At 69.0% G+C, this 5,173-nt stretch carries 7 protein-coding genes; 3 read left to right on the top strand and 4 right to left on the bottom strand.

Annotation, left to right across the window (positions count from 1 at the left end):
- From VGF64_11440 to VGF64_11425, 4 genes are all read right to left on the bottom strand, one after another.
- Positions 1 to 263 (bottom strand): NUDIX domain-containing protein (locus VGF64_11440; protein HEY1635364.1); only part of this gene is annotated, 263 nt, incomplete at its 3' end.
- Between the two features lie 108 nt (positions 264 to 371).
- On the bottom strand, positions 372 to 1,151 hold the full coding sequence (locus tag VGF64_11435; protein ID HEY1635363.1) for an alkaline phosphatase family protein: 780 nt from the start codon (positions 1,149 to 1,151) through the stop codon (positions 372 to 374).
- A gap of 391 nt (positions 1,152 to 1,542) precedes the next feature.
- Positions 1,543 to 1,830 (bottom strand): DUF1330 domain-containing protein, encoded by a 288-nt coding sequence (locus tag VGF64_11430; GenBank protein HEY1635362.1) that lies wholly within the window; start codon positions 1,828 to 1,830, stop codon positions 1,543 to 1,545.
- Positions 1,831 to 1,936: 106 nt separating this feature from the next.
- Positions 1,937 to 2,515 carry a hypothetical protein gene (locus tag VGF64_11425; GenBank protein HEY1635361.1) on the bottom strand — a complete coding sequence of 193 codons (579 nt, stop codon included), beginning with the start codon at positions 2,513 to 2,515 and terminating at the stop codon, positions 1,937 to 1,939.
- A gap of 183 nt (positions 2,516 to 2,698) precedes the next feature.
- Between VGF64_11425 and VGF64_11420 the strand changes: the two genes are divergently transcribed.
- From VGF64_11420 to VGF64_11410, 3 genes are all read left to right on the top strand, one after another.
- Complete coding sequence (locus VGF64_11420) at positions 2,699 to 3,403, top strand: DUF899 domain-containing protein (protein HEY1635360.1); 705 nt, start codon at positions 2,699 to 2,701, stop codon at positions 3,401 to 3,403.
- A 107-nt stretch (positions 3,404 to 3,510) separates the two neighbouring features.
- Entirely contained in the window at positions 3,511 to 4,095 is a 585-nt protein-coding gene (locus VGF64_11415; protein HEY1635359.1) for a TIGR03086 family metal-binding protein, read from the top strand.
- A 137-nt stretch (positions 4,096 to 4,232) separates the two neighbouring features.
- The coding region (locus tag VGF64_11410) for a hypothetical protein (protein HEY1635358.1) at positions 4,233 to 5,173 on the top strand (941 nt) is incomplete at its 3' end.

The following is a 5,173-nucleotide window of genomic DNA, read 5'->3' as shown; positions in this document are numbered from 1 at the left end:
TCCGGGCCCCCCAAGGCAGCCAACAGGCGCACCAGCTCGACTTCGACGCTTGCCTCCTCGCGCGCCTCTCGCATGGCGGCTTCTTGGGGTGTCTCGTCCGGCTCGACGAATCCGCCGATGGTGTCCCACTTCTCCGAGTCGGCATGGCGCACCAGCAGGACTCTCCCAGCTGGATCCCGCGGGAGGACGCTAACTGAAGGCAGCATGAGAAGACGGCTTCCGACGGCGCCCCGCAGGGCCGCCACATATGGAGAGATCCCCATGGCGCGAAGATAACTGCCTGAACTGGCGCCGCTAGTCGTGTAGCGCCTGGTGGTGGAGGCTGGGCGCGCAGCGGCGCCCGGGGCACTGCCACCGGGCGCCGCTGGGTGCTACAGGTTGAAGGCTGAAGTCAAGGTCGGATACTGGGACGCCAAGCCCAGCTTCGGCAGTCCGAGCAGCTGTTCGGCGGTGCCGAGGAGGGAGTAGTGGTTGAACAACGTTCCCGACGTTGTCCCCGGGGCAGTGCTAGGGCTGGCCACGATGGTCGCTACGTGGCAACCGATGTCGCTGGTGTTCGTGGCGCAGTCGTTGCTCGTGCCACCTTCGCCCTCGTCCCAGGTGACGACCACGGCCGTCGTGCCGCTCTTGTACTGAGCGCTGTTGAAGATTGTCGGCAGGTTGTTGGCCAGCCATGAGTCGCCGTCGGGGATGGTCCCGTCGTGCATGTCGTCGATCACGTTGGGGGTGATGAACGAGAACGCGGGCAGTGTGTTGTTGGTGAGGTCGGTCGCCAGCTGGGTGTAGGGGACGTCGAGCGTCGTGCATCCGCTGAGGGTCGTGTAGTACGGCGGCGGGTTGTGGCGGACGGCGTACTCGCCGGCGTTCGACGGGTCGCAGTTCGACGGCATCGACTCCTCGTACGCCTTCCAGGTCTCGCCTTGGCCGAACACGCTCGGTGCGGTGGTGCTGCAGTGCTTGGAGGGACTGCAGTCGTTGTCGAACTTCTTCAGGTCCGAGAGCCCGAGCCCCGATGTGGCGCTGATGTAGTTGGGAAGGCTCGGATGGGAGATGTTGTGGTAGTTCGTGGCCAGCCCGCACTGGTTGGCCAGCGTGTTGATGTAAGGGGCCTGCGAGCTGCCGATGATGTCGCTATAGCTGTGGTTCTCCATCCACACCCAGATGACATGGGAGTACGTGGGGGCCGCACTCAGCGTCCCACACGGACCGGCGGCTTTCGGCGGATTAGCCGACGAAGCGCGGGCCGAGGGAGCAAGTGCTGAGGAGGCGAGTGTGGTGAGCAAGATCACGGCACTCGCGAGGGACAGAAACCGTTTGCGCATCGCAACCTCCGTTGGGAGTGGTCAGGGGCCAGCAGTGCGAGCAGGAGCCGACCCGTCAGGCGAACCAACTCCGTCACGGCCGTCTCTTTCTGCTGAGGTGCGGCGGACCATAACGGGACAAGGTGAACGTATGGTTGACGGCTGCCGGCCGAGGCTTGAACGCTCGCCGGCTTCTCGGACACGCCGAAGAAGCCCGCGCTGAGGAGAGCTATCCGACGAGCTAGAGACCGTCGACGACCACCATCCGCCAGGTGCCCGCACCCTGGCGGACGGCACGCGCCTCGCGATAGTCCTCGGAGTCAAACCAGACCTGCGCGGCATCCGACGAGGGAAACTCGATGATGACGATCCGGGCGGGCTCCCAGTTGCCTTCCAGAAAAGTCAGCTCGCCGCCTCGCGCCAGGAAGCGACCGCCATGTCGCTCGACGCTGGGACCCGAGAGCTCGCGGTACCGGGCAGCTCGGTCGGCGTCTGTCGGCATTATGTCAACGACAACATACGCAGGCACCGCACGATTCTAGGGTTGAGCGTCGCAGGGAGGTTCGGCTAGGACCGGATCGACGTGATCGGCCCTGTCGAAGCGGCATCAAGCACCGACGTGTTCGTGACGTCGGTCAGGGCGAGGGGCCGGAGCCGGCGAGCGTCGTCTGCCAGTTCGTGGCGATGGCGCGCTGGGCGGCGGCCAGGTCGAGCCGGCCGGCGCACACGAGATCGTGCAGCCGGTTCTCGGCGCCATCCTTGGTCTGGCTCCCCGGGAAGCCGGGGCGGTCGTGGGGCTCGGGCCACAAGTTGGCACGGGCGTTGTCGCCGCCCAGCTCGAGCGAGATGAGATGGTCCAGCTCGTAGCCGCCCCGCTGCGCGTAGGGCACGCCATAGGCGGCGAACACGGCGACGCGCTCGGCCTCAGGGACGTCTCGGTGCGCGCTGGCCCAGCCCGCCTGGCACACCTGCGCCGCCGTGACACCTGGTAGGGCCTCGCCGGGCGTGAGGGCGGGATTGGGTACTGCGCCCGTCGGAGCGGCGGCGGCCGGTGCAGGAGCGGCCGTGGTCGCGGTGGCGCTGGGCTCCGTCGTCGTCGTGATTGGCGCGACCGTCGTGCTGGTGAGGCCCGAGCTCGGTGCCGAGGCGGCGCAGCCGGCCGCCAGAGCGAGGACGACCAGAGCCTGGGCGACGGTGGCGATGTCACGGGTCATGGCGTCAGCATGCCGCGAGCCTGTAACACCGCGAGGATTAGCTTTGTCGCGGTGCGCTCCGCTGCTCGGATCGGAAGCCGCGCCCCCGGCGACGGCCACGACATCCAGATAGTTCCGCGATGAGTTTCGCTCCTGAGCGCGGTCTGACTTCGAGACAACCGGCACGAACCGAAAGGAGACGCCATGGATGTCCCGTCCGTCGCGTCCCGAGACGAGTGGCTGGCGGCCCGGAAGCACCTGCTGACCAGGGAAAAGGAGCTGACCAGGCAGCGCGACCAGCTCAACGCCGAGCGTCGCCAGCTGCCGATGGTCGAGGTCGACAAGGACTACGTCTTCGAGGGGCCGAAAGGCAAGGCCAGCCTCGCCGATCTCTTCGAGGGGCGTCCCCAGCTGATCGTCTACCACCTGATGTGGAGATGGGACCTGGATGCCGGCTGCCCGAGCTGCTCCTTCTTGATCGACAGCATCGGGCATCTCTCGCACCTGCACGCCGCCGACACGACCTTGGCGGTCGTGGCACGGGGGCCGTGGCCGACGCTCGACCGGTTCAGGACGCGCATGGGCTGGAGCGTGCCCGTCTACTCGTCGTTCGACAGCGACTTCAACTACGACTTCCACGTCACCCTCGATGAGTCGATCGCTCCTGTCGAGTACAACTACCGGACCAGGTCGGAAATCGAGGAGCGCGGTGAGACCTGGTTCCTCGAGGGAGAGCAGCCGGGCACGAGCGTGTTCCTCTGGGACGATGACAGGATCTTCCACACGTACTCGTCGTACGCACGTGGCGGCGATCTGCTGCTCGGTACCTACAACTATCTCGACCTGACGCCGCTTGGCCGTCAGCTGCACGTGTCGGAGTTTCCCCACCACGACGAGTACGAGAGCTAGGAGGCGATGCCCGGCAATAGGTACGTTGCCGAGACCCGGCGCGATGACCTTGCCGGTGTGATCACGTCGAGACACTGGAGACGGACGACTCTGGAGGAGATCAGCCCATGATGCTTGTGGACCTAGCGCCGGCGACGCGACGGATGGCGGCCCTGATCGATGAGGTCCCCGACGGGATTCTGGACCGGCCGACGCCGTGCCCCGCCTACGCCGTCGGCGACCTGCTGGAACACATCGGCGGACTCGCTATCGCTTTCACCGCGGCCGCACGCAAGGACACCGGTGACCTCGGGGACGGGGCCCCCGCTGGCGATGCGTCGCGACTGGCCGCCGACTGGCGGACCCGCATCCCCCGGGACCTCGAGGGCCTTGCTGAGGCGTGGCGCGACCCGACGGCCTGGAGCGGGATGACCCGCGCCGGTGGGGTGGACTTGCCCGGTGAGATCGCAGGCGTTGTGGCCCTCGATGAGGTGGTCGTCCACGGATGGGACCTGGCCCGGGCCAGCGGCCAGGCGTACGACTGCGACCCGAGCACCCTCGAAGCGGTCCTCGGCTTCGTCGGGCAGTTCGCCGACCAGCCGGAGGCGCGCGAGGGGCTCTTCGGGCCTGTGGTCGAGGTGGCGCCGACGGCACCACCGTTCGACCACCTGATCGGCCTCACGGGCCGTGACCCCGGCTGGTCTACCCGCTAGCTCCAGGCGCACATTCCCCTTGACATCGAACATACGTTCGGGTAGCGTGGGCGGTGCCTTCGTGGGCGAGGCAGTCACCGCCCTCCTCTGATCAGCCGAGCGCGCCCACAGTGCGCGCCCCACGAGCGAGGAGTGGCATGCCCAAGAGCCCCACGGTGGCGAGCCGGGCCCTGCGGGAGGCGCTTTGGGGCCTGCAGCCCGAGGCGTTCACCGGCGACGACTGCGCCGCCATGGCCGAGGACCTGGCCCGCACCGAGAAGACCTGCGCCGCGGCCCGAGCCCGCCTGGCCGCCCGGGCGGCCGAGGCCGGGGCCCATCGCCGGCGGGGCTACGCCAATGCCGTGGAGTGGCTGGCCCGCAGCACCGGCTCCAGCGCCGGTGTGGCCCGCGCCGCCCTGGGCACCGCCGATGCCGTCGAGGACTGTCCGGCGACCAAGGAGGCGGTGGTGACAGGCGAGCTGTCGCTGGCCCAGGCCGAGGAGATCACCAGGACCGAGGCGGCCTGTCCGGGGACCGAGGCCGAGCTGGTGGCCCTGGCCAAGGCCTCGAGCCTGCAGGTGCTGCGCGACAACGCCCGCAGTCGCCGCCTCGGGGCCACCGACGCCGAGGGCCTGCACGCCGCCCAGCAGGGGGCCCGGGAGGTCCGGGCCTGGCGCGACGACCTGGGCATGATCCGCCTGGCCGGCGCCCTTCCCCCGGTGGTCGGGATCCCGGTCCTCAATGCCCTGGAGGCCGAGACCGACCGCATCCACACCGCGGCCCGTACAGCGGGGAGCACCGAGCCCCGCGCCGCGCACGCCGCCGACGCCCTGGTGGCCCTCCTGGCGGGAAAGGGCAGGGCCAGCACCCGCGCCGACCTGGTCGTGGTCTGGCAGCGCCCGGGCGACGGCGGGGAGGGGACGGCCCACCTGGTGGGCGGGGGCCCGGTCCCGGTGCGGGTAGCCAGGCGCCTGGCCGAGCGGGCCTTCGTGAAGACCCTGATCCACGACGGGGTGCGCATCGAGACGGTCAAGCACTTCGGGCGCCACATCCCCGCCGAGCTGCGCACCGCCCTCGACCTCGGTGGTCCCCCCGACTT

The sequence above is a fragment of the Acidimicrobiales bacterium genome (assembly GCA_036491125.1).
Taxonomy (GTDB): domain Bacteria; phylum Actinomycetota; class Acidimicrobiia; order Acidimicrobiales; family AC-9; genus AC-9.
Note: the sequence above shows the minus strand (reverse complement) of the source record. Positions and strands in the feature narration are given on the sequence as shown.

Coding starts and splice junctions, on each gene's coding strand:
- VGF64_11425 (HEY1635361.1), bottom strand. CDS start 2,515: ATGACCCGTGACATCGCCACCGTCGCCCAGGCTCTGGTCGTCCTCGCT.
- VGF64_11415 (HEY1635359.1), top strand. CDS start 3,511: ATGATGCTTGTGGACCTAGCGCCGGCGACGCGACGGATGGCGGCCCTG.
- VGF64_11420 (HEY1635360.1), top strand. CDS start 2,699: ATGGATGTCCCGTCCGTCGCGTCCCGAGACGAGTGGCTGGCGGCCCGG.
- VGF64_11435 (HEY1635363.1), bottom strand. CDS start 1,151: ATGGAGAACCACAGCTATAGCGACATCATCGGCAGCTCGCAGGCCCCT.